The sequence below is a fragment of the Gilliamella sp. Pas-s95 genome (genome assembly GCF_009795795.1).
Taxonomy (GTDB): Bacteria; Pseudomonadota; Gammaproteobacteria; order Enterobacterales; family Orbaceae; genus Gilliamella; species Gilliamella bombicola.
Genome location: NZ_WTFC01000009.1, coordinates 40,839 through 65,753, shown reverse-complemented (window position 1 = coordinate 65,753; position 24,915 = coordinate 40,839). Strand labels below are relative to the sequence as shown.

Genomic DNA, 24,915 nt, shown 5'->3' with positions numbered 1-24,915 from the left:
GATGTGTTGAATCTTATTATAGGGAAATGTAATGTTAAAATATAAACAGACTTGTCTTTTATCCTTTTTAATTAGCTTAGTGTGTCATTGCGCTTATGCTGATGAACAAAAATCTTCAACGGATAAAATGGTTGATTCTGATGATGTTATGGTTATTACTGCCGCAGAACAAACAAGACAAGCGCTTGGTACTTCAATTATTACTCAGCAAGATATCAAAAAAGTGCCGCCAAAGAATGATCTTTCAGAAATTATCCGTACTATGCCCGGAGTTAATTTAACGGGTAATTCAACGAGTGGTCAACGAGGTAATAATCGTCAGATTGATATTCGTGGTATGGGCCCAGAAAATACACTTATTTTAATTGATGGTAAACCGGTAAAAAGCCGTATGTCTGTTCGATATGGATGGAGAGGTGAACGAGATACCCGAGGTGATAGTAACTGGGTTCCTGCTGATATTATCGAGCGTATTGATGTGATTCGAGGCCCTGCTGCTGCTCGTTATGGTGATGGAGCTGCGGGTGGGGTGATTAATATTATTACTAAACAACCTACAAATATATGGCATGGTTCATTAAATAGTTATATTAGTTTGCCTGTTCACAGTGAAGAAGGGAATTCTAAGAGAACTGATTTTTTATTAACTGGTGGATTGACTGATAATTTGAGTATGCGTTTATATGGTAATATTAATAAAACAGATGCAGATGATTGGGATATAAATCAAAAATATCAAATTAATCCAACATCAGTAAGTGCAGGTCGAGAAGGAGTTCGTAATAAAGATCTTAACGGGCTACTTCGCTGGGATATTACCGATAAACAATCTTTAGAGTTTGAAGCTGGTATTAGTCGGCAAGGTAATATTTATGCTGGTGATACGCAAAATAATAATCCAGATCAGTTAGTCAGTCGTCTATACAATCATGAAACCAATAGAATGTATCGTCAAAATTATGCTCTTACCCATCGAGGATATTGGGATAGTGGTATCAGTATGTTGTCTTATATTCAAAGCGAAAAAACGCGAAATAGTCGTTTAAACGAAGGATTAGCGGGTGGAACAGAAGGGCGATTTAGTGATAATGAATTTTCAACAATTAAATATAATAATGTCACCTTACATCATGAAACCAATTTGCCGTTAACTATTGTTGTACCTCAAACGGTGACTGTTGGTGCTGAATATAATCATCAACGTATGAAAGATCCAAGCTCAAACACGCAAGAAGTTAAAGAAGGTGGTCGTATTCCTTGGATTAAAGAAGTTGAACGTAGTGAATATTCTTCTGCAAATTTGTGGGGAGTATTTATTGAAAATAATATTGAGCTAACATCATCTACCATCTTAACTCCTGCATTAAGATTTAATTATCACAGTCAATCAGGTCGTAACTGGAGTCCTGCTTTAAATTTGGTGCAAGAATTAAATGATTATTTGTCGTTAAAGTTAGGGATTGCTAGAGCTTATAAGGCACCTAATTTGTATCAATCTAATCCTAATTATTTACTCTATAGCCGTGGACAAGGTTGTTATGGCGCTGGTGGTAGCTGTTATTTAATTGGTAATGACCATTTAAAAGCCGAAACAAGTGTTAATAAAGAAATTGGTTTAGAATTTCATGATAATAAGGGGATAATTGCCGGTGTGACTTACTTCCGTAATGATTATCGGAATAAAATCGAATCAGGAATAACCCCTATTGGACATGCAATAGGTGGTGATAAAAAATTTAGAGAATCAAATATATTTCAATGGCAAAATGTTCCTAAATCTGTTGTTGACGGGGTTGAAGGAAGTTTAACTGTACCTGTTACGAATAAAATTAATTGGCGTAATAATTTAACTTGGATGTTGCAGTCAAAAAACAAACAAACAGGTGATTATTTATCGATTATTCCCAAATATACTTTAAATTCATCATTTGATTGGCAAGCGACAGATAAACTATCATTTTTAACATCTGTCACGTGGTACGGTAAACAAAGACCTAAGAAATATGATTATTTTGGTGAAAAGGCGACTAATAGCTCAACGCATCAACTTAGCCCATATTCCATTTTAAATTTTAGTAGTCAATATCAATTTAATCAAAATGCTTCGTTGACATTAGGTGTCGATAATTTATTGAATAAACGTTTATTCCGTGAAGGAAATTCTTCATCGCTCAAACATCCAAAAACAGGGAAAATTACGGTATCTGGTGCCGGTGCTGCAACTTATAATGAACCGGGTCGCACATTTTTTGTTAGTACCAGTATTTCATTTTAAGTTTATTTGAATCAAAAAATAAGCCGCCATGTAAAATAATTACTTGGCGGATATTTTAGAAGTTCCTTTTAAATCTATCTACAAAATAATTTCAATATATACAAAACGAAATATTGAGTACCTGTATAATTTGTATAGATGTTAGCTTTAGTTAACAAACTCCATCAGTTATTTGGTAAAGTAAAGATTATTTACCCAAAACTTTTAATGCACAGGCTTTTGTTATTTTGACGCCGTTTTCTAATGCTGAAGTGTCGAATTTCATTTCTGGATGATGTAATCCTGGGGTTAAATCAGCACCTAATCCCCAAAAACCAGCTTTGACATTGCGTTGACATGGATAGTTGAAAAAATCTTCTCCACCTGGAGTAAAGATTGGATCTTTTAAGCCTTCTTTTCCAAGTACATCAACAATTGCTTCGGCAATAATTTGGGTGACATCGTTATCAATTTCAGCAGCTGGGATCTCTTTAGTGACATTGATATCCACTTTGCCACCGATAGATTCAACACTGAGTTTTATTGCATTTAGAGTTTTGGCTTTGAGTTCATTCATAGCTGGGTTTGTTGAGGTTCTTAGATCCCAACATACATATGCTTCAGATGGAATGGCATTAGTTACTCCTGCATCACAAATGCAACGTGTTGCTTTGACGCTATAAGTTAAACTTGGTGCAAGGTGAATGGTGTTAACCGCTTGAATGGCAAGTGTTGCTGCATCAAGTGCATTAATGCCTAAATGTGGGCGAGCTCCATGCGCAGGTATTCCATGAATATTTGCTTCAACGGTAGTGGATGCCGAATAGTACATGGCTGCTGAGGCAAAGCCTTTAGGACATTCATCTTTAGGGCGTAAATGTAGACCGATAATCATGTCAACATCGTCAATAACGCCACCTTCAATCATAGCTAAAGCGCCTGAACCAAGCTCTTCAGCTGGTTGGAAGATCAGTTTTAATCGTCCTTTTTTGATGTTGTTTTCTTTGATTAGTTCTTGTGCCGCAGTTAATAATATTGATGAGTGGCCGTCATGACCACATGTGTGCCTTGCACAATGCTTACCATCAATGATATGACCCAATGCATCCATATCAGCTCGTAAAGCCAGAACAGGACCTGGTTTTCCGCTATCATATTGGGCAACTATGCCAGTTGTGTTATTGACATTGCGGGTTACTTTATAGCCGACTTGTTCAAGTTGCTTTGCAATATATGCCGATGTTTTGTGTTCTTCAAATCCCAATTCAGGAATTTGATGTAAATATTGATAATGTTCTAATACATTAGACATTGAGATCTCCTTTATCAAACAATAAATCGCATAATAACCATTGCAATTAGTGCATTAAAAATACTGTTTAACATGAGTAAAGGCCAGTATTTTTTAGGTACATCTGCAACGCCTAATAATCGTCCCATATATTGCAATTGTGAACCCATTAAGAAAATAGCGGGAGCAAGGATGGTTATTGCTGTTGCATTGAGTGTGCCACTAGTAAATAAGTTAACGGCAACACCAGTTCCCGCTGATGCTGATAACCATGCGGTCAATAGTACGGTAATGGCTTCGCCAGGTAGGCCAAAAATTTCCATGACTGGCGCGCAATAAGTTCCAATAAATTGCATTATGCCTAAACGTTTTAAAATTTCGGTGATAACAAATGCCATTAAGATGTTTGGCATTAAATTATTAATGGCGATATTGAATCCTTTACGTGCACCAATAACAAAGATATCTAAAGGGTTATTTGTTTGTTTTTGTGAATTACTCATTGATAAAATCCTTTTTATAAATTGAATTTAATACCAAGCGGACCAGTATAGCGCCAACAAATTTAAGCACTAACATAATGACAAGAGGAATAAAAATAGCCACGGTCATTGAGGCAAATAATGCTGAACCAATCGAAAAGTAGTTATTGATTAAACCTGCACCAGAATATTGCCAAGCACTAATGATGATCAGATCCTTTTTGGTAATTTGCTTTTCGTCATATAATTCTTTGGTTAATACCGCACCTGCATCAGTACTTTGTAGATCGGTAATTAATGCAAGTCCAGTTTTGCCCGGAACGCCTAAAATTGGTTTTAATAATGGCGTTAACAATTTGTGTGCTGCACGGATTGTGCCGTAATGGGTAAAAATCTCTAATACGCCTAAAGCTAACATAACCGTTGGTATAAGAGATAAAGCAAAAATAAAACCAGCTCTTGCACTGTTACCCCCTTCGCCTACAAAGGTGTTCTTTTCAGGATGAAGCATGGTGCCAAATTTACCGCTTAAGCTAGTAAAATCAAATGCACCTAGCCATTCTTTACCCTCTACATTAAAAAACAACCCCGAAAAAAACAAAATTGCCACCACCAGTGATACATAGGCTTTTATACCCACTTTGAACTCATTGTCTGATTTTTTTGACATGCTATCTTCCTTTTTATTTGATTTAAACTACTGATATATCCTATAAATGTCGATATTTTAGAAGTGTAAAAAAAACGTCTACTTGATGTTTTACTTATAAAATAGCCCAAAAGTGCTATTTTATTATTCTATAACGATTCTAAATTAAATTGAAAAAGATATAACTATTTTTATTTTTTTCTAACAATTCATCTGTTTCGTTTATATCTTTCAAAAAAATCGGCCTATAAAGGTGGTGGAGGAGAGTTTGTATAAATGGTAAAATGTTGAATTGTACAATTTTGTCCTTGCCATTTGTAATTCTTCATTATAGAATCATTTACTTATTTGAAAAATAAGAATAAAAATTGTTAAGATGTTTCATAAACGTTAAACGATTTTGGTTTAATCGTTAGGAGTATATAACAATTGACATCTTTTGGTGGCAGATCCTTTTATTTGCGAACCATCTTTTGTTTTGTCGTTGCTTATCGGCAATAGAGCATAATCAAGCATTATACTTAAAATAGATTGCAGTAAAAAATGATTGCTAAGGCAAAAATAAAATAGCGAAGCGAGGTAGCTATGTTTAGCGTGAATAGAGAGTGGGCATTTGTGATGCTGACCTGCTTTTTTGAATTATGTTGGATTCTAGGATTTAGTATCGCAACCGAGCTTTGGCAATGGGGTATTATTGTGTTTCTCATTATTGTTGATTTTACGTTTTTGACTAATGCTTGTAAGACAATCCCTACAGGTACGGTTTATGCCATATTTTCGGGTGTTGGTGCGATTGGCGCAACTGCGATTGATATGTTGCTTTTTGGAAAAGAGATTAAATTAATTCAACTTTTTTTTGTGGCACTAATTATTATTGGTGTTATACAACTCAAACGAGCCGATAGTTAATATTATAATAAAGGACAATTTTAATCATGGGATGGCTGTTGATATTGATCGCGTCAGTTTTTGAAGTTGCTGGTGCGATTGGCCTTAAGCTATATGCTGAGCAAAAAAATTTGTTTAGACTTGCGTTATATTGGGGAGGATTTTTTGTTTCTTTTGTCCTTTTTTATTTTTCGCTTCATTATCTTGATTTAAGTATTGTATATCCTGTTTGGGTGGGGCTTGGTACATCGGGTGCTGTGTTAGCTAATATGTTGTTGTTTAATGAGCCTAGAAACTTTCCTCGTTTGTGTGGGCTTTCTATTATTATTATTGGTGTTGTGGGTTTACATGTTACTTTATGATTATTTTCTATTAATTTTTTGAGGATAAAAAAACCGGAGATAAACTCCGGCAATGTAAAATGTAAATGAAGATCATTGGATGAATAAACAGAAATTAGATTTCGTTAGCATGCTCTTTTAAGAAACTAGCAACGCCGTTTGGATTTGCTTTCATGCCTTTTTTACCTTTTGTCCATTGTGCTGGACATACTTCGCCATGCTCTTCATGGAATTGAAGTGCATCAACAATACGAATCATTTCGTCGATGTTGCGGCCGATAGGTAAATCGTTAATAGTTTCATGACGTACAATACCTTCTTTATCAATAAAGAATGAAGCACGTAATGCAACACCTGCTTCAGGATGTTCAATGCCATAAGCTTGCATAATTGAATGTTTAACATCGGCAACAATTGGGAATTTTACTTCGCCAATACCACCTTTATCTTGTGGGGTATTGCGCCATGCATTGTGCACGTATTCTGAGTCCATTGAAACACCAATTACCTCAACTCCTCGTTTTTTAAATTCTTCGAGGCGGTGATCAAATGCAATAATTTCTGATGGGCAAACAAAAGTGAAGTCCATTGGCCAAAAGAATACAACAGCATATTTACCTTGAATATGTTGTGATAAATTGAAGTTGTTAACTATTTCACCAGAACCTAAAACAGCTGCTGATGTGAAATCTGGTGCTTTACGAGTGACTAATGTCATGCGTTTTTTTCTCCTATGTATTAGTGCAAATTTGTTGCTACGTATTATAGCGATTTAAACTTATTGTCCAAGTTGTTATAAACAATTGATACCATAACTTTAAACTATTGATGTGTGAGTTATTGTTAGGCATTAATTATTGATTTTTTGGGTTTGCCTTTATTTTTGGTATCTCGATGGCGTTGCTTTACTTTTTTCTTTTTTACATCTTCTTTTTTGTTGGCGTTTTTTAATTTTGCCTTTTGTGAAGGTTTTTTCTTAGTTGCTGGTTTTGGCGCTTTCGTTTTAGGACGCAATTCGTCAATAGTTCTTAATTTGATCGGTTCTTGAATATAGCGCTCAATTTTTTGCAACAATTCGTTATCATGCGCTTCGACTAGTGTTATTGCAGTGCCTTTTTTTCCAGCGCGAGCTGTGCGACCAATGCGGTGTAAGTAAACATCGGCGGTTTTCGGGGCATCAAAATTAATAACGTGTGTTATATCGTCAATATCAATCCCACGCGCTGCAACATCAGTTGCAACCAGTACATTAACGATATTATTACTAATTCTTTTGATTGCTTCGTTGCGTTTTGCTTGTACCATTTCGCCTTCTAAATAGCAACTATGTATGCCTGCTTGATGCAGCAGACTAACTAATTCGTGCACACGTTCACGTTTACGAACAAATACAATTGTTTTTTTTAATTCTTCTTGTTTTAACAAATGAGTAAGCAGGGCTACTTTGTGAGTTAGATCGTCAGCACGATAATAAAATTGTAAGATCTTTTTGCGTTCTTTACGCGAAGGGTCGGCGTTGATTTCGATTGGTGCATTCAAAATTCGACTGGCAAAATTATGTAGTCCTTCGCCTTCAAGTGTAGCTGAGAATAATAAGGTTTGCTTACGCCAGCGAGTTTCGGCTGATATAGTTTCAACATCTTGAGAAAAGCCCATGTCTAGCATGCGATCCGCTTCATCTAAAATCAACATTTCAACAGCTCGACAATCAAAATTTTCTTCTTTTATATATTGTAATAAACGACCGGTTGTAGCAATAACAATATCTTGATTTTTGCTAAATACTTCGGCGTGATTCATATACGCAACACCGCCGGTAATAGTTGCAATGCTTAAATGTGTCGATTCTGTTAATAATTTGGCTTGTTCAGCAATTTGCATAGCAAGCTCTCGTGTTGGTGTTAATATCAAAATGCGTGGTGGACCAGGTTTACGGCGTGGAAAGTCCAATAAATGTTGTACAGCAGGAATTAAAAAAGCCAGTGTTTTACCGGTACCAGTGGGAGCGGAACCTAAAATATCCTTGCCATCTAAAGCAACGGGAATGGTTTGCGCTTGTATAACTGTTGGAGTATTTATATTTTGTTCTTGAAGATTGTGAATTAATATATCATCTAATTCTAAATCAGAAAAAGTGTGTGCTGTCATAGTGTTCTTGTTATCTAAAATTATAGGGCACATTATAACGGCAATTGTTATAACTACAATCAATAAAAGTGTGATGGATTATTATTCGTTCTTTATGAGGTGTTTAATTGCTGGTAATTTTTTGTGATTTAAAGCCTGTCTGTATGTCTGATAATTATACGCTTTATTTCAGCAAAACTTATCATCATTGGTTATTTATGCTAAGATTAAGGCGTGGTTATGCCATGCGAAATGATTATTTGTTTACACTGTAGACATTAAATTAATTTAAATAGTTTGGTGCTTAACCATTTTATAAGCTAACGCAAATTAATTTAGAATTTCATATTAAATAGTACTCCTATAATCACTACCAGATAATGACTATGACTGAATGTTTTTCGAATGATAACTATAATCAACAATTAGAAAAAAAAGTAGATAATTTAAAGGCATTATTATCAGACTTTTCACTTCCCGAATTAGCAGTTTATTCATCGCCTATAAGCCATTATCGTATGCGTGCCGAGTTTAGAATCTGGCATGATGGCGAAGACCTTTATCATGTTATGTATGATAAAAAAACAAAAAAAAGGATTAGGGTCGATGAATTTCCTATCGCAACTAAACTCATTAATCGATCCATGCAAGCTATTTTGCCTTTGTTGCAACATAATCAGTTACTTCGCCATTTATTATTTCAAATTGATTATTTTTCGACATTAAGTGGTCAGCTATTGATTACGCTTTTGTATCATAAAAAGTTAAATGATGCATGGATTATTGAAGCAAAAAAATTAAAAATGCAATTAGCTGAGCAGGGGATAGATGTTCATATCGTTGGGCGAGCAAGTAATCAAAAAATTGCCATAGATGTCGATTATGTTGATGAAGTTTTGCCTGTAATGGATAAAGTGTTCGTTTATCGTCAAGTCGAAAATAGTTTTACTCAGCCTAACGCTGCGGTAAATATTAAAATGCTACAGTGGGCTATATCAGTCACTAAAAACTCGTTAGGTGATTTACTTGAGTTTTATTGTGGTAATGGTAACTTTTCAATAGCGCTGGCACAAAATTTCCGCAAAGTGTTGGCTACCGAAATAGCTAAAGCATCGGTTTATTCAGCTCAGTATAATATTGCTGTTAATCATATTGATAACCTTATTATTGTACGATTATCGGCCGAAGAATTTACTTGCGCAATTAAAAAAGAACGCGAGTTTAATCGTTTAAAAGGGATTAATTTAGATGATTATCAGTGTGATACGGTACTTGTTGATCCACCCCGCAGTGGATTGGATTTAAATACCATTGATATATTGAAATCCTATAAAACTATTATTTATATTTCGTGTAATCCTTATACATTGCGTGATAATTTGCAGCTATTGACCAAAACACATTCAATTCAACATTTTGCTATGTTTGATCAGTTTCCTTATACCGATCATATTGAAACAGGTATTGTGTTGTGTAAAAAGTAAAAGAAAGTAAAAGAATGTAGAATATAGAATATTATTTGCTAAAATACTCCGACATCTATACCTAACTGCTTGCTGTTTTCAGTTTATATGCAAACTTACATCGATTTAGAATAAAAAAAACCCTAGATAAACTAGGGTGCATTAAATTGCAAGGAATGGATGAAAGGAAATAAAACAATGAAACAGTAATGTCTAGCTTCATGAATCATTGTGTGGCTACTATAACAAAAAAAAACCAACTAATTGATGACATTATTATTACAAAATAGTCATAAATTTATCATGGTTGGTTTAGCGTCTGTCATTTATTCTATAGCATTGTTATGCAATTTCGGCAATCAGACAAATAACAAAGGAAGTATTCAAATATGAAATTGTTAGTAGTTGAAGATGAGCAAAAAACAGGTGAATATCTTCGCCAAGGTTTAGTTGAATCTGGATTTGTTGTTGATCTAACAAATAATGGCCTTGATGGCTATCATCGAGCCATGACTGAAGACTATGATTTAATTATTTTAGATGTCATGTTGCCAGATATTGTTGGTTGGAAAATTGTTCAGTCATTGCGTGAAGCAGGTAAAGATGTCCAAATTATGTTGCTCACAGCTATGGGTAGTGTGGATGATAAAGTAAAAGGTCTTAACTTAGGTGCAGATGATTATTTAGTAAAACCTTTTTCGTTTGCCGAATTATTAGCACGAGTTAAATCTCTGCTTCGTCGTAATGTTCCTCAGGTCAATAATTCTCAATTGAGTATTGCTGATTTGGTCATGGATCTTCATAAACGAACAGTAACTCGTGGAGATAAACGTATTGATTTAACTAATAAAGAATTTTTATTGTTAGAGTATTTTTTACGGTATCCAGGAGAGGTGTTGCCTCGTTCCTTAATTGCGTCTCAAGTTTGGGATATGAATTTTGATAGCGATACTAATGTGATTGATGTCGCGATTCGACGATTACGTAATAAAATCGATGCCGATTTTGAACCAAAGTTAATTCATACAGTTCGTGGAATGGGGTATAAGTTAGATGTCTTGGATGAAAACGAGTAAGTTAATCTCATTTCGTTTGCCGCTTGCTGTTTGTTTGTTAACAAGTGGTCTGCTTTATTGTTTCAGTTTTTTAATTGAACACTCTTTTGAAAAAATATCAATTCAACACAATGTCTCCGAACTTAATTCGGTTATTGATTCTATTGAACGCGAGCTTGTTTACTATTCTCCAGATGATAATCGTGATGAGTTTATTCAGAATTTATTACTAATTTTAACTGGTCATCATCGTTTGTTTGTTTATGTTATTGATGATACAGGTAAAATTGTTTATCGAACCCGTGGTCCAAATTTAGCCTTTGCTAAAACTCAAATTGATTTTGATGCCATTATTAAAAATCACAGCACAACTATTTGGAATCAAGATAAAGCATCGTATCGGGTTGCTGCGTCAAGCGTTGTTATTGAAAATGGTAAACAATACACTACTATAGCTGCTGTTGGTCGTGATTTATATATTGAATTTATTCAACGATTACACGATGGTTTAGGATTACTTATTGGTATTGCTTGTATTTTGGCATTAATTGGTTCCTTTATTAGTATCTATTTTACTCAAAAACCCATAAATCGATTGATTAGAAAGATCGAGAAAATTAATCTTAAAAGCTTGAATTACCGTATTCCTACATCTTTGGTTCCCATTAAATACGTTAGCTTAGTAAAAGCATTTAATCATATGCTTAATCGTATGGAGGATGTGTTTCAGCGTCAACGAAATTTTACGGCAGATATTGCTCATGAAATGCGAACACCTATTACCAATCTAACAACACAAACACAAATTGTGCTTAGTAATGCTCGATCGACTAACGAATACCGTGAGATTTTATATTCTAATTTAGAAGAATACGAAAAAATGTCGCAGATGATTTCTGATATGCTATTTTTAGCACAAGCAGATAATCGTCAATTGGTACCCAATTTAATTGATATTGATTTACATGATATGATCACAATGATGTGTGAGTATTTTGAACCACTGACTGATGAGAAAAATATCATCTTTAACCTTGAAGGTAACTGTTCCCATATTCAAGGGGACAAGATGATGTTAGGGCGAGCAATTAGTAATATTTTATCCAATGCAATTCGTTATACACCAGAAAACCAAATTATCACAATAACTTTAAGTCAAGTTAGTGAAAAACGCATTAGGATTATTATTGCTAATCCAGGTAAAAAAATTGATAGTAAACATTTACCACATCTTTTTGATCGGTTTTATCGGGTTGATGAGTCACGCCACCGTAATGGTAATGATAGTTCGGGTACAGGCATAGGGCTTGCGATCGTAAAATCCATTGTTGAAACGCATAAAGGCTCAATTTATGCTGAATCCGATGAGCAATCTACGAGATTTATTATTAGTTTACCAGCGGCTATTTAACATCAAAGTCGCTGATCAATAAATTAGCTGCTGCATAAGCAGCTTTATCTTTTAGTTCTTGTGGTACTTGATCGTTACGAACAATATCGTCCAACACTTGCATAACAGCTCCTAAGGCATCTTCAATATAACCCAGATCGTTACTGCCAATTTGTGCGTATTTTTCGCAAATAAGTTCGCTATATTTATTCATTGCATACTTTCCTTTTGGTTAACTTATAAAAAATTAGCTAATTGTTGATAAACTTGTTCGGCTTGAATGGTTTGCATGCTTTTTTCGTTTGAGATAATACTGAATTGGTTTTTTCCATATCCTCCGATTAGTTTAGGATCAGTTTTGCCAAATAAAGTAATATTGGGACGATCTAATGCAGCAGTTAGATGACTTAGTCCTGTATCAACCGAAACAACCGCTTTTGCTCCAGCAATAATGGTTGCTATGTCAGAAAGTGGACATTTGGGAAGTACTTCGACATGTTGAAATCCCTGAGCTAGGCGAATTGCTCGTGCTTGTTCATGTGGTGCCCCCCAAGGTAGCTTTATTCTTAATCCTGTTGGTTCAACTAATTTAATTAATTTTCGCCAAGCGTCTTCACTCCAATGTTTTTCATCGCGGGTTGTTGCGTGTAAAAAAATTAGATACTGCTGATTATCGCTAGGTAGTGAAGATAAAAAGTGGCGCGCAATGGCATAATCACCCATTGAATTAGGTAGTTGGTACTGTAGACTTTGCGCAAACAGCAATCTAATGCGCTCAATGGCATGCATCTGTTTGGGTACATTGTGTTTTACATCATAAAACCAACTGGCAATGGGCTCTTTGATGCTTTTTCGATCTAAACCGTGCTTAATGCCTTGAGCCTTACGAGTAATAAGGAATGCACTTTTAATAAGTCCTTGCGCATCAATAATCGCATCATATTGTTGTTGTCTTAAGGTCTGGATAAAGTCATGACGTTCTTGGCGAGTTGTTTTGGCAAACCAGCTTTTCCTCCAGCGTCTTATTGCAACAGGGATCACTTTATTTACTGCATAGTGCCAACTGGGTATTTGGGCAAAATTTTCTTCTACTACCCAATCAAAAGCTATATTTGATAAGCTGTTGGCCGCATCAGTTAATGCTGGTAAAGTATGAAGTACATCCCCCATGGATGATGTTTTAACAACTAGTACACGCATTATCCATTACTCTTTTCACAACGCATAATGAGTTTCATTAATGTCTCAAATACGTTATCAGGTTTAATATCAATTAAGCTTTGGTGATAGCCTTGTTCAGCATCACCTTGGCGTACACGTTGGTAGCCAGTAATTAGACGAATAACTTCGGCTTTATTTGATAATGGTGGTGTGAAATCAGGGCTACTTGGTCCATAAAGTGCCACCAGTGGTCTATCTAATGCAGCAGCAACATGCATTAATCCGGAATCATTAGTAACAATCGCTTTACAAGCGGCAATTAAACTCACTGCTTGTTCTAATTGGGTTTGTCCAGCTAAGTTAATACATTGATCGCCATGTGTCATTTTTGCAATAATCTGTTCACCAACGTTGCGATCTTTTACTGAACCAAAAATAATAATTTTAGCATGTTGTTGAACTAGCATATCGGCAAGAGCTGCGTAATGATAATCTGGCCAACGTTTTGCAGGGCCAAATTCAGCGCCTGGGCAAAAACCAATTAATGGTTTATCTTGTGCAATTGTAAAAGTTGAAAGTGATTGCGTTATTTCATCTTGTTCAACATTGAGTTTAGGCCATAACAGAGGCTGTGGTAAGTCCGATGCCGAGTGAATTTGATTTTTAGGATAAGCAAGTGCAACATAGCGTTCAACCATTAGTGGAAAGGCCTGCTTATCAAGTTTTCGTATATCATTTAATAATCCATAACGCATTTCACCTTTCCAACCTGTGCGTTTAGATATTTTTGCAAAAAATGGGATTAATGCGGATTTAAATGAATTAGGTAACACAATTGCTTGATCATAATGGTTATCACGTAGTGATTTTCCTATTTCGTGACGTTTTGCTAAAGCAAACTCACCATGCCCTAATGGCATTGCAATTGCTTGATTCACTTCTGGCATTTTATTTAACAGCGCTCGACACCAAGCAGGTGCTAAAACATCAATTTGGTTATTAGAATCAAGTTGTTTCAATGTACGATACAGACTTTGCGACATCATCATATCGCCAACCCATGAAGGACCAATAATGAGTGTTTTCATTTAATTAATTCCGTTTTATTGTTCATTTAGCCATTTCATATATTCAGCAGTGCCTTCTGCAACGGTTTTAAATTCGATTGAACATGTCGTTTGTCTAAATTTAGTCAGATCAGCTTGGGTATAGCTTTGATAGCGTCCTTTTAGATGATCAGGGAAAGGAATATAATCAATTTCGCTTTTTTTATGGTAGTTAAGTACTGCATCAGCAACAGCTTGAAATGATTCTGCTCGACCTGTTCCACAGTTATAAATGCCCGAGATTTTGTTTTTCCAGAACCACAAATTGACCGCAACGACATCACCAACATAAATAAAGTCACGTTTAAAATTTTCACTGCCAGCAAAAAGTTTTGGTTTTTCACCTTTGTTAATCTGTTCATTTAAGTGAAATGCAACACTCGCCATGCTGCCTTTGTGCGATTCGCGAGGTCCATAGACATTAAAATAACGGAATCCGCAAACCGGTGAATTAGCTTGGGGTAACAGTTGTCTTACGTATTGGTCAAATAAGAATTTAGAATAACCATAAACATTTAAAGGTTTTTCGTAAGCACGGTCTTCAATAAAGTTATCACTGCGTCCGCCATACGTCGCAGCTGATGATGCATATAGAAATGGAATGTTGAAGTCTAAACAATAATGCAATAAGTCCTTTGAATAGTCGTAATTGTTTTCCATCATAAATTTACCATCCCATTCAGTGGTTGATGAACAAGCACCTTGGTGAAAAACAACATCAATATCAAGATCTTCATGACTAATAATAGCTGCAATAAACTCGTCTTTATCCATATAATCGGCAATATCTAGATCAGCTAAATTGGCAAATTTAGTGCCGTCGGTTAAATCATCAACAACCAAAATGTCTTTATGTCCTAGATCATTCAGACCTTTCACAATATTACTACCAATAAATCCGGCACCGCCCGTTACAACAATCATGATTATTTTCCTTAACCAATAAAATTAATCTGCTTATGATAACGATTTATGATAAATTTTTCGAGTGCTCATTTTAGTTTATATAGTTATTTTAATAAGGTTCCACTAGCATAATTTGCAAGACATTATTTTTGATAAAAATAAATTTTAATGATGAATGTCTGTAATATGCATCATCCCAAGAAAATGATTTTTATCATCAATTACAGGTAAAACAGTGATAGGTCTAGGCTTATGGTGTTCCATAACTAAAATTGCTTCACTAACATATTGATTTTCATTTATTGTTGTAGGATTGGTTATCATTATTTCTTTTACATTTTTATTTAGTAAATCGGGATAAACTTTGAGCTGTCTTCTAATGTCACCATCGGTGATGATGCCTAGTAAAATATTGTTTTTATCTATCACACCAACTGCGCCAATGCCTGAATCAGTCATTACAAAAATAGCGTTATATATATTTTTTTCTGATGTTATAAATGCTTTTCTATTCTGCATTTTAACCAAATTTTTAACCGTCTTTAATCGTATTTTCCCTAAGTTACCACCAGGATGATAAAACGCAAAGTCTTTATCGGTAAATCCTTTTGCTTGCATTATCGTTATAGCTAGTGCATCGCCTAGTGCTAATTGTACTGTGGTGCTGGTTGTTGGTGCTAAATTATGTGGACAAGCTTCTTGTTTAACTTGTGCGTTTAAATGGCAGCTAGCAAATTGAGCCAGTGTTGATGATGCATTACCACATATTGAAATTAACGGTGCACCGATTAATTTAATAGTTGGTAAAATATTAACAATTTCAGAAGTTTCACCACTATTTGATATAGCAATGATGATATCATCTTTGGTAATACTCCCTAAATCACCATGAATGGCTTCAGCTGGATGCAAATAAAATGAAGGTGTTCCAGTACTCATTAATGTTGCTGATAACTTGTGTGCAATATAACCGGGTTTGCCTATACCAGTAACAATAACTCTCCCTTTAGTTGTTAGAATTAATTCGACAGCTTTAACAAAATTTTCGTTGATCGTGCTGATAATTGATTTAATACCTTTTGCCTCTGTGTGTAAAACCTGTTTTGCTGTTTGAATGATTTCATTTTTATTTAGCATATGATTATTCCATTTCTTTATTTAAAGTATATTTTTTTGAATTATTTATATAAATGTACTGCTTACTTAGGTTTGTTTCTATAGTAGTTTCTATGAATAATTTTATGTGTAATGGTGAAAATAATCTCAATGATTAACAAAAATCTATCCATCAAAACATTAAAGTTTGACTGTGATCACAATTGTTAAATTGTGGTGTGAAAGTGTTAAATGATTAACATATTTTGCATTATTAACTATTTACAATTAATCCAACTTAACAGAGAGATATCTTATGAACCAAGAATTACCAAGATATAAACGAATTCTCGAATATTTAGATGAGTATGATGTCGCTACTATTAATTTGTTATCGAATCTATTTTCAGTTTCACATATGAGTATACGTCGTGATTTAAAAATTTTGCAAGAAAAGGGGCTAGTTAGAGTTTCTTATGGTGGTGAAATAAAGCGAAGTTTTTTAAATGGTACTCCGCTTTACAATGTCAAACAAAGCCGTTTTTCAGAAAGTAAAAAAAAGGTGGGTAAAATTGCAGCCGGCTTATTACAACCTGGTATGGTTATTTTTATTGATGCGGGAACCACTATGCGAGAATTTGCTCTTAATATCAATGTTCCTATCACTGCTATTACACCTGATTTACATATTGCGATTGAATTAACTCATCGTCCAGAGATCAATACTATTATTTGCCCTGGGGAAGTACAAAACTCCATTGTTGCAACTTATAACACTCAGACAATGAAATATTTATCTGAACAGGTTATTGATTTGGCATTTATTGGTGCTGATGGTTTTAATTTTGAAGATGGTGCACTTACTACAACACAAATTAAAGCTGATTGTAAATGGATGGCTGTATCAAGATCGATTCAATCAGCATTATTAGTTGATAGTAGCAAATTAGGATTACGTTGTCGATTTAAGATCTGTGATTTGAATCGATTTAATTATTTAATCACAGAAAAAAAATTTCCTGAAAGTTTCGAAAAAAAATTAGTGAATCAAGATATTAAGTTTATTTATTAAGGAGGGTATTAACCATATTTGAAAATACCGTTTTGTGAAGATGTATAAAAATGAGTTCATTTAATGAACTTAAGTATCGATAGGGAGCAAATATATGAAAGTAGCCGTTGTAGCCGATGATTTAACAGGCGCCAATGCCACGAGTGCATTGTTAAGCAAAAAAGGGTTCAATGCAATTACATGTTTAGAAAGTTTTAATGAAGATTTAACTAGATTTGATGTGATTTCGTTTGCAACAGACTCTCGCTCAATTCCATATAAGGAAGCTTATTCTCGTGTTGTTAATTGTATCAGTCAGTTTAAACAATATCGTCCCCTTATTAGTAAACGTATTGATTCAACATTACGTGGTAACTTAGGGGCTGAAGTCGATGCTGTCATTGATAATGATCCTGACTTAATGGCATTGGTTGTACCAGTTTATCCTTCAAGTGATAGAATTTGTGTTGGTGGTTCTCTATTAGTCAATGGCATTCCTTTACAAAATACTGCCATGCGTAATGATCCTAAAAATCCTATGACTGAATCATCTATTCTTGAATTATTTCGATGCCAGTCTCGTTATCCTATTTCACATATAGCCCTAAAAGATGTTTTAGAAGGTAAAGAAAGAATAGAGCAAAGGCTAAAGCAGGTTTATCAGCAAGGTGGACGTATTGTGATCTTTGATGCAACAACCGATACCGATATAAGTGTTATTGCGCAAGCTGCAAATAATGCCGATTTACCTGTTTTTTGTGTTGATCCTGGTCCTTTTACTGCACAATTTGCGCATTTGCGCTATTCAAGTGAGCGAAAGATGGCAAATAAAGTTTTTATTGCAATTGGTAGTGTGTCTGAATTAACCCAACGACAAATTAAAAAGTTGAAATACGATCGAAAAGTGTGGTTAGAAACAGTGTTGGTAAGTGAATTAATTGAGATATCTAAAGATACCAAAAAAGCCGAACCGATTGTAACTAGATTATTAACCAAAATAGAGCAGTTTGATGTAATTGGCATTGATACGGTTGAAACACCTGAGCAGGTCTCTAATCTGACTAGCCTTGCAGAAGGCTACAATATGAGCATAGTTGAAATAAGTAATGCATTAAATAAAGGAATTGCAGAAATTACTGCTCAAGTTTTGTTTCACCCTGAATCAATCATTCGCGGTATTTACACGAGTGGTGGAGATGTAACAGTGAATGTTGTTAATCGTTTGGGGAGTAGTGGTTTTTTGTTAAAAGATGAAATTGAACCTTTAACAGTTTATGGGCATTTGGTGGGAGGAAAATGTGATGGTTATTCAATTGTAACAAAAGGTGGATTTGTGGGTAATGACAATACACTAGTTCACTGCATTGATTATTTAAGTACTAAGATTTCATCTCATGAAAGTCAAAAGCCTAATCCATAATTGTGTAACTGATTTATTTAAAAATTATTCATTCTATGTTTTTTATTACTATTTCTAAGGAGTCGAAAAATGAGTCGTCGTTGTATGATCGGGGTACCAATGGGTGATCCTGCTGGAATAGGACCAGAAATTGTTGTTAAAAGTATCGCCGAACCAGAAACATATCAATATGGTTGTGTGGTAGTCACTGGGGATAAAAAAATCTTAGCCGATGCGTGTAACTTTTCCAAAGTTAACCTACACATCAATGTTATTAACGATTTATCACAAGTGCGGGATGAACCAAATATTTTAAACCTTATTCAGTGTGGTGAGTTAAATTATAGTACATTCAAAAATGGAAAAATTGAAGGTCAATGTGGGAAAGCGGCATTTGATTATATCAAAAAAATTACTGAGCTAGCTATGCAAGGTAAGCTTGATGCTATAGCTACAACGCCAATTAATAAGGAATCATTAAAAGCAGGTCAAGTTAACTATATTGGTCATACTGAAATTTTAGCTGACTTAACCAATAGTCAAGATCCTTTGACTATGTTTCAGGTCAAAGATCTACGAGTGTTTTTTTTAACTCGCCATGTGTCTTTAGTTAATGCCATTCAATCTTTAACTCCCGAAAGAGTTTGTGATTATGCTGTTCGTTGTAATGATGCTTTGATCAAATTAGGTATTAAAAATCCTAAAATGACGGTAGCTGGTATTAATCCTCATTGCGGTGAACATGGTCTATTTGGTCATGAAGATGACGATATTTTGTTACCTGGTATTGAGATGGCACAGCAGAAAGGAATTAATATCAGTGGTCCTAAACCAGCTGACAGTGTTTTTTATTTTGCTATGGGGGGAGCTTATGATGCTGTTTTATCTCCTTACCATGATCAAGGTCATATTGCGACTAAAATGGTTGATTTCCATCGTACTATTTCAATTACTAATGGTATGCCAATTCTTCGGACTTCTGTTGATCACGGTACAGCAAATGATATCGCAGGAAAGGGGATTGCCAATGCAGTTAGTTTAATTGAGGCAATCCGTTTAGCTGCATTGTATGCACCAAAATTCAAATGCTAATCAATGTGGTTTTTGCTTTAGATAATTTTATATTCGATAGCATTTGTTCTCTATCGAAAGGAGAATTTATATGTCAAAAAAAAATAATCCAAAAAAGACACTTTATCCTTATGTCATGCTTAATGGTATTATTTTGCTTGTAGTGGGACTGATTGTCTTTTATCTAGGTAGTTTAGAAACTATAGAGAAAAATAGTTGGAGAATGATTGCAGGGTTATTAGTTGCCATCACGTTATTACTTTTTATGATTTTGAAAACAAGAATTCAAGCTTTCCCTGCGTTGATTATTTCAGCCTTTATTACAGGGTCACTTGGTGGTATGCCAGGTCAATTTATGATAGCTACCATTAGTAAAGGATTTGGCAATACACTAGGTAATATTGGTATTGTAATTGGTTTTGGTGTCATGATGGGGGCCATTTTACAAATGAGTGGCGCAGCACAAAAGATGGCTCAAGTCTTCATTAATTTACTAGGAAAAGGCAGAGAAGAATTAGCGCTGGTAATTATTGGCTTGTTAGTAAGTTTAGCTGTATTTTGTGATTCAGCCTTTATTGTTTTATTACCTTTAGTTAAAGCAATTTCACGGAGTACTGGTAAATCGGTTGTTGGTTTAGGATCAACATTAGCAATGGGGTTAGTTATAAGCCATAGCATGATTCCACCAGCTGTTGGCCCATTTGGTGTTGTTTCTCAATTTGGTATTGGACTTGGTGAGTACATGCTTTGGGCAATGGTACTTGCTATTCCTATTACGATTGCAGGATTTATTTACACGCGTTATGTGGGGCGTAGTATTTATCAAATTCCAACAGAAGATGGTGAAAATTTTACTCGTGAACGATTGACTATCAAACCTAATGATATCGAAGATGATCAACACTTACCCAGTGCTTTAGCATCGTTTTCTCCAATTATTACTCCTATTATTTTGATTCTAAGTGCTACATTAGTCGGTGAAATGAAATGGGATAATACCATTGCGGTTATGATAAAAACAATGGGGCATCCTATTGTCGCAGTTGGTATTGGCTTATTGATTGCAATAATGTCCTTGACAAATTCATTTCCACGTAAGGATGTTGTTCATCAAATGGAAAATTCTATACGTTCAGCAGGCATTATTCTATTAGTTATTGGTGGCGGTGGTGCTTTGGGCATGGTACTACGTGATTCCGGAACAGGCCAAATTATTGCTCAATATATTGTTCAAATTGGTGTGCCAGGTATTTTATTACCATTAACTATTTCAACTTTAATTCGCTTAATTCAAGGGTCGGGTGTTGTTGCAATGATTACCGCTGCAAGTATTACTGCACCAATGATTGGTACGTTAGGAGTTAATCCAATTATGGCGGGATTAGGTTGTTCAATAGGTTCATTTATGTTTTCACATTTCAATGATGCCTATTTTTGGGTAGTTAATCGTTCATTAGGTGTGACTGAAGTTAAAGAGCAAATTAAGGTATGGAGTATTACCTCAACAGTCCTTTGGGCTTCAGGAACTGTATCTTTGTTAATAGTGAATGCGGTATTCTTCTAAATCAATGGGATATAGCGGTTAAGGCTATATCCCATTGATTAAATCTCTAAATACAAATTTAGTTTTTTGCAGTAACTAATATATATCTTGCTAAATTAAGATAAGGTTCAGTTTGGCAATATGTTTGCTCAAGTTCTAATAACTGTTCAAAGTGAGTTTCGGCTTTGGATTTATTGGTAAGATAATCATGAAAAATGCGAATCCCTGTTTTTTGTAAAATAGTAAAATCCAGTTGTGTAAGCCAGTGATATACGTCTGTTGGAACTCTTGGAAAATCGGGAGAAAGTGTTTTCTTTTTGCGTTTAGCTAACCCTGATTGTGTGTAACCAAAATTGCCTAATGTGACAGTTTTAAATAAAAGCGCATGATAATTATAAAACATTAACGATAAATAGCCTTCGGGTTTGAGATGTTTTTTTAATGATGCTATTAATTCAATTGGCTCTGCTACCCATTCTAATACCGCATGGCAAATGACTAAATCAAACTTTTGGTTAATTAAGTTATCAAGCTGTTGGATAGGGCAGCAAAGGCAATTTATATTTACCTTTTCTGCTTGAGCCTTTTGTTTTGCTAGTTCTAGCATCTGTTCTGAGATATCACAAAGTGTTACTTGATGTCCAAGCTTGGCAAGCCTGCCGGCGATTTGACCTTGCCCACCACCAGCATCAAGTATGGTTAGTGGCTTATTGGTTGGATAAGTAACTAAAATTTTTTCTAATTCTTGCCATACTATCGCTTCGCGAATTTTTCCTTTGGTTGTGCCATAAATGTTTTGTGCAAACTTATTGCTGATGTCATCAAAATTACGATCTTGTTTATTCATGAGTTATTTTTGATTATTTAACTGTTTTGCTTCATCATTTATTTGCGCTATTTTAGCAGCCATTTGGTTATAGCATTGTTCCATTAAGGTTCTAGCATCCTCTTTGCTTAGATCTTTTGTTTCTATAGGCTCTAGCATTTCAACAATAAAATGTCCATTATTTAGACGATTCAATTTGATATCATTAGTTTGCGATACACAAATTGGCACAATGGGTACTCCAGCAGCAATTGCGGCTTTAAATGCCCCTGTTTTAAACGGTAACAATCCACGTCCGCGGCTACGAGTACCTTCAGGAAACATCCAAATAGATATGCCACGTTTTTTGATTTCATTAACAACTTGTTCGATTGTATCGTGAGCTTTTGATTTATTATTACGATCAATAAGAATGTTGCCAGTAAGGTAATAAAGTTGCCCAAAAAATGGAATCAAAGCTAAACTTTTTTTACCGACGGTGACTGTTTTAGGTTGTACGACATCTGATGCTACGATGATGTCATAGTTATTTTGATGATTAGCAATATATACACAACTACCTATTTTATTAATATTAGGGTGAATGCGAGTATCAACTTTTACGCCAAATATAGGTTTAAAGAAAAAACCAAATAAATGGGCAAATCTTGCCACATTTTTGGGATTTCTTGGATTAAATAAGCAAAAAATAGTGCCTAACACACAAATAACAAGACCAATGATAACCACACTAATTAAGCGGAAAAGAAATACCATAATTTACCTCATAAGTTAACTTAGCGTATTATATACATAATTAACATTAATATACAGTTGTTAAATATAGCTGTTTAAAGGAAATTTATGCATAAATCGACGATTATTTGGAATGAAAATCAGACGCCTATTTCTGTTCATTTTGATGATGTGTATTTTAATACGGAAGGCGCCATTGAGGAAACAAGGTATGTATTTATTGACGGTAATGATTTACATCAGCGTTTTTTACAGCATAAGCAAGATACATTTATTGTTGGTGAAACAGGTTTTGGTTCAGGTTTAAGTTTTTTAATTTTATGGCAAACGTTTTTAAATTTTAGAAGTGAGCATCCAAATCATATACTGAAACATCTTGCCTTTTTCAGTGTCGAAAAGTATCCATTATCTTTAGATGAACTAATAAAGATACATGATAATGTGGTTTCTAAAAATGAAACGTTATTTTCGTTAGCAAAACAACTTCAGGCTAGTTTGATTGATTCTACCTGCCAATTTGACAACGTTAGTTTGACAATATGCTATGATGATATTAGGCATTTTTCAGATTTTCTAGTTAAGAAAAATGTATTGATTGATGCTTGGTTTTTTGATGGTTTTTCACCGGCTAAAAATCCTGATATGTGGTCAGAATGTTTATTTAGCAATTGTTTTAGCCTAACAGCCCCAGGCGGTAGTTTTGCGACTTTTACGGCTGCTGGTTTTGTTCGTCGTCATTTAATGAGCGCCGGATTTACCGTTGAAAAACGAAAAGGGTTTGGTGCAAAACGTGAAATGTTAGTAGGGTATAAGTGAGTTTGCTTTTTACCTGTATCCACTACCGTCATTTCTCAAATTACAGAAAACAAAACAAGTCACTCCCAAAATTAAGCAATTTTCTAGAAGTGATAAGCTAATTCATGTAACATATTAATCAATAATAACAATTTATTATTGATTAATATAGTTATAAAAATAAAAGTAAATTAAATAGGAGAACAAATGAAAGCCTTAAAAAACGTTTTAATTATATTAACCACCGCTATGATTTTAACGGGTTGTGAAGAAAAAAACGAGGAATATTATTTAAACAATATAGACTCAGCAAATAAAAAAGTAGAGCAATGTAATCAGGATTTAGAAAAGGCATTTATAGCAAATGATAAAGGCGGTATCGAAAAGGTAGAAAAAAATCCTGAATGTCGTGCTGCAATGTCTGCAATTGAAAAAGACAGAAAGATAAAATATGAATTAGAAAAAAAACGGAAAGAAGACGAAAAAAAACAAGCGGTAGAATCTGAAATGAGCGCCATCAGACAACAAGTTTCTGGTATGTCATGGGGCGAATCAGTTGATGAATATTTAAAGGTAGATGAGTGTAAGAGTAGTTTTTCGTTTAATAAAAGCCCGAAATGTGAAGCTTGGGAAACGGTTTATAAAGAAAAAGTAGATGAAGGCAAAAAAGAGTTAAAACAGCTATCTTTTAATGAAATTAAAGCAAAAATGCAGTCTTTATGTAAATTAGATAAAAGAACTGGCTCTAAGTGTAGTGTTGCCCAAAAAGCACTAGAAGAAAAGGCGGCTGATGAATTAGCCAATGTCGATATTCAAACCATTGAATCAAAAAAATCGCTATACTGTGCAGAGGATCTGGTTTTTCAATCAGCTTGTAACGTTAGTTGGGAAAAAGCATGGAAAAAAGAAAGTGATAAGTATGTCAAATTCTATACAGAAAATAATGCGGAATTTGTTGCTACATATAACTCATGCATAGATAAATTAGAAGCCGTTAAAGCTCAGAAATTAAACTGGAATGAAGAAAATAAATTACAAAAAGCAATAAAAGAAGGATACCCTTGTAGTCAAGTGAAAGATGCTTACACGAAAAGAGGAATGGGATATTCTTGGTTTTATAAGAAAATTGAAGAATAACCCAATTAGTCGTGTTCTATTAGAATGGAATCGATTGTTGACAAAGAACTCGCTTTTAGCGAGTTCTTTGCGCTAATAGATTTGTAAACTTAGTAAATAAAAATTTTAATAAAATCAATGGTTTTTCTTCTTTAAATCAGGTGATGTTTT

24 protein-coding genes are annotated in these 24,915 nt (G+C 34.5%); 12 read left to right on the top strand and 12 right to left on the bottom strand.

All coding sequences use genetic code 11. The annotated features are described in order from the left end of the window. The first annotated feature begins 31 nt into the window (after positions 1–31). Positions 32–2,275 carry a TonB-dependent siderophore receptor gene (locus tag GQ598_RS03885; RefSeq protein WP_160402434.1) on the top strand — a complete coding sequence of 748 codons (2,244 nt, stop codon included), beginning with the start codon at positions 32–34 and terminating at the stop codon, positions 2,273–2,275. A 187-nt stretch (positions 2,276–2,462) separates the two neighbouring features. Here the strand turns inward: GQ598_RS03885 and GQ598_RS03880 are convergent, their stop codons facing one another. Genes GQ598_RS03880 through GQ598_RS03870 form a run of 3 tightly spaced genes read right to left on the bottom strand, consistent with a single transcriptional unit; the run spans position 2,463 to position 4,697 of the window. Next, positions 2,463–3,566, bottom strand: a complete 1,104-nt coding sequence (locus GQ598_RS03880) for a M20 peptidase aminoacylase family protein (RefSeq protein WP_160402433.1) — start codon at positions 3,564–3,566, stop codon at positions 2,463–2,465. A gap of 14 nt (positions 3,567–3,580) precedes the next feature. Then, positions 3,581–4,048, bottom strand: a complete 468-nt coding sequence (locus tag GQ598_RS03875) for a YjiG family protein (RefSeq protein WP_091349585.1) — start codon at positions 4,046–4,048, stop codon at positions 3,581–3,583. Then, complete coding sequence (locus tag GQ598_RS03870; protein ID WP_065639206.1) at positions 4,041–4,697, bottom strand: nucleoside recognition domain-containing protein; 657 nt, start codon at positions 4,695–4,697, stop codon at positions 4,041–4,043. Before GQ598_RS03870 ends, GQ598_RS03875 begins: the two co-directional genes overlap by 8 nt. 564 nt (positions 4,698–5,261) lie before the next feature. On the opposite strand from GQ598_RS03870, the gene GQ598_RS03865 reads away from it, so the two are divergent. Continuing rightward, positions 5,262–5,585 carry a multidrug efflux SMR transporter gene (locus tag GQ598_RS03865; RefSeq protein ID WP_202112666.1) on the top strand — a complete coding sequence of 108 codons (324 nt, stop codon included), beginning with the start codon at positions 5,262–5,264 and terminating at the stop codon, positions 5,583–5,585. A gap of 26 nt (positions 5,586–5,611) precedes the next feature. Further along, positions 5,612–5,926 carry a multidrug efflux SMR transporter gene (locus GQ598_RS03860; protein ID WP_091349588.1) on the top strand — a complete coding sequence of 105 codons (315 nt, stop codon included), beginning with the start codon at positions 5,612–5,614 and terminating at the stop codon, positions 5,924–5,926. 94 nt (positions 5,927–6,020) lie between these two features. Here the strand turns inward: GQ598_RS03860 and GQ598_RS03855 are convergent, their stop codons facing one another. Both GQ598_RS03855 and srmB read right to left on the bottom strand, forming a co-directional pair. Continuing rightward, positions 6,021–6,623 (bottom strand): peroxiredoxin C, encoded by a 603-nt coding sequence (locus GQ598_RS03855; RefSeq protein ID WP_091349591.1) that lies wholly within the window; start codon positions 6,621–6,623, stop codon positions 6,021–6,023. Positions 6,624–6,748: 125 nt separating this feature from the next. After that, the gene (gene srmB / locus GQ598_RS03850; protein WP_160402432.1) at positions 6,749–8,053 is read right to left on the bottom strand and encodes an ATP-dependent RNA helicase SrmB; all 1,305 of its coding nucleotides are present in this window, start codon (positions 8,051–8,053) and stop codon (positions 6,749–6,751) included. A 365-nt stretch (positions 8,054–8,418) separates the two neighbouring features. Between srmB and trmA the strand changes: the two genes are divergently transcribed. From trmA to GQ598_RS03835, 3 genes are all read left to right on the top strand, one after another. Continuing rightward, positions 8,419–9,516 carry a tRNA (uridine(54)-C5)-methyltransferase TrmA gene (gene trmA / locus GQ598_RS03845; RefSeq protein WP_160402431.1) on the top strand — a complete coding sequence of 366 codons (1,098 nt, stop codon included), beginning with the start codon at positions 8,419–8,421 and terminating at the stop codon, positions 9,514–9,516. Between the two features lie 368 nt (positions 9,517–9,884). Beyond that, positions 9,885–10,571 (top strand): heavy metal response regulator transcription factor, encoded by a 687-nt coding sequence (locus GQ598_RS03840; RefSeq protein ID WP_091349598.1) that lies wholly within the window; start codon positions 9,885–9,887, stop codon positions 10,569–10,571. Continuing rightward, positions 10,549–11,961, top strand: a complete 1,413-nt coding sequence (locus GQ598_RS03835; RefSeq protein ID WP_160402430.1) for a heavy metal sensor histidine kinase — start codon at positions 10,549–10,551, stop codon at positions 11,959–11,961. The genes GQ598_RS03840 and GQ598_RS03835 overlap by 23 nt, the downstream gene beginning before the upstream one ends. On the opposite strand, the gene GQ598_RS03830 is transcribed toward GQ598_RS03835, so the two are convergent. From GQ598_RS03830 to GQ598_RS03810, 5 genes are all read right to left on the bottom strand, one after another. Next, positions 11,954–12,154 carry a YaeP family protein gene (locus GQ598_RS03830; RefSeq protein WP_160402429.1) on the bottom strand — a complete coding sequence of 67 codons (201 nt, stop codon included), beginning with the start codon at positions 12,152–12,154 and terminating at the stop codon, positions 11,954–11,956. The two genes, GQ598_RS03835 and GQ598_RS03830, sit on opposite strands and share 8 nt — an antisense overlap. Before the next feature lie 23 nt (positions 12,155–12,177). After that, positions 12,178–13,140 carry a lipopolysaccharide heptosyltransferase RfaC gene (gene rfaC / locus GQ598_RS03825; protein ID WP_160402428.1) on the bottom strand — a complete coding sequence of 321 codons (963 nt, stop codon included), beginning with the start codon at positions 13,138–13,140 and terminating at the stop codon, positions 12,178–12,180. Further along, the gene (gene rfaF / locus GQ598_RS03820; protein WP_160402427.1) at positions 13,140–14,189 is read right to left on the bottom strand and encodes an ADP-heptose--LPS heptosyltransferase RfaF; all 1,050 of its coding nucleotides are present in this window, start codon (positions 14,187–14,189) and stop codon (positions 13,140–13,142) included. Before rfaF ends, rfaC begins: the two co-directional genes overlap by 1 nt. Before the next feature lie 15 nt (positions 14,190–14,204). After that, positions 14,205–15,131 (bottom strand): ADP-glyceromanno-heptose 6-epimerase, encoded by a 927-nt coding sequence (gene rfaD / locus GQ598_RS03815; protein ID WP_160402426.1) that lies wholly within the window; start codon positions 15,129–15,131, stop codon positions 14,205–14,207. 147 nt (positions 15,132–15,278) lie between these two features. Next, positions 15,279–16,250, bottom strand: a complete 972-nt coding sequence (locus GQ598_RS03810; protein ID WP_160402425.1) for an SIS domain-containing protein — start codon at positions 16,248–16,250, stop codon at positions 15,279–15,281. Positions 16,251–16,524: 274 nt separating this feature from the next. Between GQ598_RS03810 and GQ598_RS03805 the strand changes: the two genes are divergently transcribed. The 4 genes from GQ598_RS03805 to GQ598_RS03790 all read left to right on the top strand — a co-directional run bounded on the left by GQ598_RS03805 (position 16,525) and on the right by GQ598_RS03790 (position 21,293). Further along, positions 16,525–17,280 (top strand): DeoR/GlpR family DNA-binding transcription regulator, encoded by a 756-nt coding sequence (locus GQ598_RS03805; protein ID WP_160402424.1) that lies wholly within the window; start codon positions 16,525–16,527, stop codon positions 17,278–17,280. 94 nt (positions 17,281–17,374) lie between these two features. Continuing rightward, the gene (locus tag GQ598_RS03800; RefSeq protein ID WP_160402423.1) at positions 17,375–18,679 is read left to right on the top strand and encodes a four-carbon acid sugar kinase family protein; all 1,305 of its coding nucleotides are present in this window, start codon (positions 17,375–17,377) and stop codon (positions 18,677–18,679) included. Positions 18,680–18,748: 69 nt separating this feature from the next. Further along, on the top strand, positions 18,749–19,750 hold the full coding sequence (pdxA, locus tag GQ598_RS03795) for a 4-hydroxythreonine-4-phosphate dehydrogenase PdxA (protein WP_160402422.1): 1,002 nt from the start codon (positions 18,749–18,751) through the stop codon (positions 19,748–19,750). A gap of 202 nt (positions 19,751–19,952) precedes the next feature. Next, the gene (locus GQ598_RS03790; protein WP_370516525.1) at positions 19,953–21,293 is read left to right on the top strand and encodes a GntP family permease; all 1,341 of its coding nucleotides are present in this window, start codon (positions 19,953–19,955) and stop codon (positions 21,291–21,293) included. Between the two features lie 58 nt (positions 21,294–21,351). Here GQ598_RS03790 and GQ598_RS03785 read toward each other — a convergent pair whose 3' ends face one another. Both GQ598_RS03785 and GQ598_RS03780 read right to left on the bottom strand, forming a co-directional pair. Next, positions 21,352–22,119, bottom strand: coding sequence for a methyltransferase domain-containing protein (locus tag GQ598_RS03785; protein WP_160402421.1), 768 nt, complete (start codon positions 22,117–22,119; stop codon positions 21,352–21,354). 3 nt (positions 22,120–22,122) lie between these two features. Continuing rightward, the gene (locus GQ598_RS03780) at positions 22,123–22,854 is read right to left on the bottom strand and encodes a 1-acylglycerol-3-phosphate O-acyltransferase (protein WP_160402420.1); all 732 of its coding nucleotides are present in this window, start codon (positions 22,852–22,854) and stop codon (positions 22,123–22,125) included. 87 nt (positions 22,855–22,941) lie between these two features. Here GQ598_RS03780 and mnmD point away from each other — a divergent pair, with 87 nt between their 5' ends. Together mnmD and GQ598_RS03770 are read left to right on the top strand one after the other, a co-directional pair. Continuing rightward, entirely contained in the window at positions 22,942–23,649 is a 708-nt protein-coding gene (gene mnmD / locus GQ598_RS03775; RefSeq protein WP_160402419.1) for a tRNA (5-methylaminomethyl-2-thiouridine)(34)-methyltransferase MnmD, read from the top strand. Positions 23,650–23,835: 186 nt separating this feature from the next. Continuing rightward, positions 23,836–24,765 carry a hypothetical protein gene (locus GQ598_RS03770; protein WP_160402418.1) on the top strand — a complete coding sequence of 310 codons (930 nt, stop codon included), beginning with the start codon at positions 23,836–23,838 and terminating at the stop codon, positions 24,763–24,765. The last annotated feature ends 150 nt before the right edge of the window (positions 24,766–24,915 follow it).